Annotated in this window: 4 protein-coding genes; 1 reads left to right on the top strand and 3 read right to left on the bottom strand. The window is 73.1% G+C overall.

Annotation, left to right across the window (positions count from 1 at the left end):
- Both BZY54_RS47865 and BZY54_RS47860 read right to left on the bottom strand, forming a co-directional pair.
- A partial coding sequence (locus BZY54_RS47865) for an ATP-binding protein (RefSeq protein WP_086731527.1) occupies positions 1-316 on the bottom strand: 316 nt, incomplete at its 3' end.
- Between the two features lie 121 nt (positions 317-437).
- Positions 438-2,345 (bottom strand): AMP-dependent synthetase/ligase, encoded by a 1,908-nt coding sequence (locus BZY54_RS47860; protein WP_086731526.1) that lies wholly within the window; start codon positions 2,343-2,345, stop codon positions 438-440.
- Positions 2,346-2,495: 150 nt separating this feature from the next.
- On the opposite strand from BZY54_RS47860, the gene BZY54_RS47855 reads away from it, so the two are divergent.
- Entirely contained in the window at positions 2,496-2,729 is a 234-nt protein-coding gene (locus tag BZY54_RS47855) for a DUF6480 family protein (protein ID WP_086731525.1), read from the top strand.
- Position 2,730: 1 nt separating this feature from the next.
- Here BZY54_RS47855 and BZY54_RS47850 read toward each other — a convergent pair.
- The coding region (locus BZY54_RS47850) for a glutamate-cysteine ligase family protein (protein ID WP_483025164.1) at positions 2,731-3,105 on the bottom strand (375 nt) is incomplete at its 5' end.

Below are 3,105 nucleotides of genomic sequence, written 5' to 3'. Positions count from 1 at the left end.
ACGGGCGCGGCGCCGGCGCCGTGGTGCTGGTGTCGCTCATCGTCACATGCACCCCGTCGAAGGTGCGGCGCATGCGCAGCACGAACGGTCCGGGCGCGTACTGAACGGCGTTCGCGGCCAGTTCGGTGACGACCAGAAGGATGTCGTCCCAGTGTTCGGGGGCCGTCGGCAGCGAGGAGCGCGCGAGATCGTCGAGAAACTCCTCCGCGGCGAGACGCGCACCGGTCACGTGGTGCAGCTCGCCCGTGAAGTGAGCGGTGCGACTCGGAATCCCCTCGGTGGCCAGTGTGTCGTCCCCAGGCGGCTCGGTTGCCATCTCGCCTTCCCGGCCCCGCGTGCGCGAGGCTTCGTCGTGCTCTTCCTTCCCGTCCCGTCCGTCCCAGTGTCTAGTTCCCGAGGGTGCCGAGCCTACGCGTGGACTTCCCGTGGGCCTTGTCTCAGCGGAAGACGTCGTCGGAGTCCTCCCACTCGGCCACCGGATCGTCGGCCGGCGGGCGGAACCGGGCGGCGGTGCGGGCCTGGTACATGGCGTCGATCTCGAAGGCGTAGCGCTCCACGATGGCGTCCCTGCGCAGTTTCATCGACGGCGTGAGCAGTCCGCCGGCCACGTCGAAGGGCTCCGGCAGCACCCGGAAGACCCGGATGGACTCCGAACGGGACACCGCGCTGTTGGCGGCCGCCACCGCCCGGCCGATCTCCTCGCGCAGCGCGTTCTCCTCACGTGCCTCGCGGCCCGGCGCCTCGCCCTGCAGCGCGAGGGCCGCGCGCCAGTGCGCCAGGAACTCCGGGTCCAGGGTGATCAGTGCCCCGACGCACGGCCGGTTGTCGCCCACGACGACCGCCTGGTGGACCAGCGGATGCGTTCTCAGGCGCTGCTCCAGCAGGGCCGGGGCCACGCTCTTGCCGCCACTGGTGATGATGACGTCCTTCTTGCGCCCGGTGATCGTCAGATAGCCCTCGGAGTCCAGGTACCCGATGTCGCCGGTGGCCAGCCAGCCGCCGCGCAGCGCGGCCCGGGTGGCGGCCTCGTCGCCCACGTACCCCTGGAACACCGACGGGCCCCGCACCAGGATCTCCCCGTCGTCGGCCACCGCGATCGCGGTGCCCGGCAGTGCCTTGCCGACGGTGCCCGACTTCTCCCGGCCCAGCGGCTGCATGGTGATGCCGCCCGCGGTCTCCGTGAGCCCGTACCCGTCGTGCACGTAGATGCCGATGCCCTCGTAGAACAGGGAGAGTTCTCGGCTGAGCGGGGAGCCGCCGGAGGTCGCGCGCCGCACCCTGCCGCCGAGCGCGGCCCGCAGCCGGCGGTACACCGTCCGCTCGTACAGTGCGTGCTGCAGCCGCAGGTCGAATCCGGGGCCCGAGCCCCGGCCGGTCCGCTGCCGCTCCAGCGCCGCGGCGAAGTCGCGCGCCGTCCCCGCCGCCCGTTCGAACAGCGCGCCGCGGCCCGCCTGCTGAGCGGTGCGCAGGAAGTTCTTGTACAGCTTCTCGAAGACGGACGGCACGGCGTAGAAGTAGGTCGGCCGGAAGGACCGCAGCGCCGACGCCAGCGCCGCCTCGCCCAGATCGGGCTCGTGGCCCAGCAGGATCCCGCCGCGGACGCAGATGCCCTGGATCATCAGCCCGTACACATGGGAGAACGGCAGGAAGGCCAGGACGGAGGCCTGCTCGCCCGGCGGGGCGGCGGTGTGCCCCCAGCCTTCCAGCAGCGTGTCGCAGGGGCTCGCCAGCGCGCGGTGGCTCAGCGCGCAGCCCATGGCGTGGCCGGAGGTACCGGAGGTGTAGGCGATCACGGCGGTGGCGTCCGGCAGCACGATCCGGCGCAGCGAGTCGACCGTGGTCGGCGGCACCCCCGCGCCCCGCTCCACCAGCTGCGCCAGCGCACCGGCGTCCAGCTGCCACACGTGCCGCAGCAGGGGCAGCGACGCGCACACGGAGCCGACCGTCATCACGCCCTGCTCGTCCTCGACGGCCACGGCCACGCATCCGGCGTCCCGCAGGATCCACTCGACCTGGTCGCGCGAGGAGGTCGGATAGATCGGGACGACCTCCGCCCCCACCGTCCACAGCGCGTAGGCCAGGACCGTCCACTCGTACCGGGTGCGCGCCATGACCGCCACCCGGTGGCCCGGGGCGATCCCGGACGCGACCAGTCCGCGGGCCAGGTCGGCCACCTCGTCCCGCAGCTCCACGGCGGTCACCTCCTGCCACACGGCAGAAGCGGGAGAGGCCCGGCGCGCGAGCACCGGGAGGGTGGGACGGAACTCGGCGGTCTCGAAGACGCTGTCGGCGAGCCCGCCGATCGGCGCGGAGACCGCGGACGGAGCGAGGGCGAAGTCGCGCATGCGCTGCTCCTGGTGTGTACGGAGTGTGACCCCGCAGGTGAGTGCCGTTGTCGGCGCGGGTCGAATCTAGCCCAGGTCGGCGCGGCCGGGGGCCCGGAAGGGGGATGTAGCTGTTTTGTGATGCGGACCCGTTCGGGGAACCCGTCAGGCATGAGTTTCGCCAATCCAGATCCCGATCCCGAACGGACCCCCGGCCTGGAGCCCGGGGGCGGTGTCCCGCCCGGTGAGACCCCGCCAGCGGAGGGCAGCATGTCCGAGGCGGGGCCCCGGCAGCCGTACAGCACGTCCAGGGGGTGGGCCAAGGCCCCGCTCACGCTCATCCTCCTGCTCGTCCTGGTGGTGGCCGCCGGCTTCCTGGCCTACGCCCTGGCGCTGATCTTCTGAGTCAGCCCTGGGTGTGGCGCACGCACTCGGCGACGACGTCCCGCAGGCTCCCGGTCCGCTCCATCAGTTCGCGCTGCACCCGCGCCCCGTTGCCACGCCGCAGCAACAGGTCCACGGCCTCGCGGGCCCGGTGCAGGTCCCCGCTACCCGCCAGCGCGTCGCCGACATGGTCCAGCAGCGCCCGCACCACCGACTCCGCCGGCAGCCGCCGCATGGTCAGCGGATGCAGCAGCTCCCGCGCCAGCCCCGCCCGGGCCGACTGCCACGCGGCCAGCCGCAGCAGGCTCACACTGTGGTCCACCGGTTCGCGGCCCGCCCGCCACTCCCGGGCGGCGGTCTCCACCAGCCCGCGGGCCAGGGTCGCGACGAGCTGGGC

It is taken from the genome of Streptomyces carpinensis (genome assembly GCF_002154505.1).
GTDB classification, from domain to species: Bacteria; Actinomycetota; Actinomycetes; order Streptomycetales; family Streptomycetaceae; genus Streptomyces; species Streptomyces carpinensis.
This window is presented reverse-complemented; position numbering and strand designations above follow the sequence as displayed.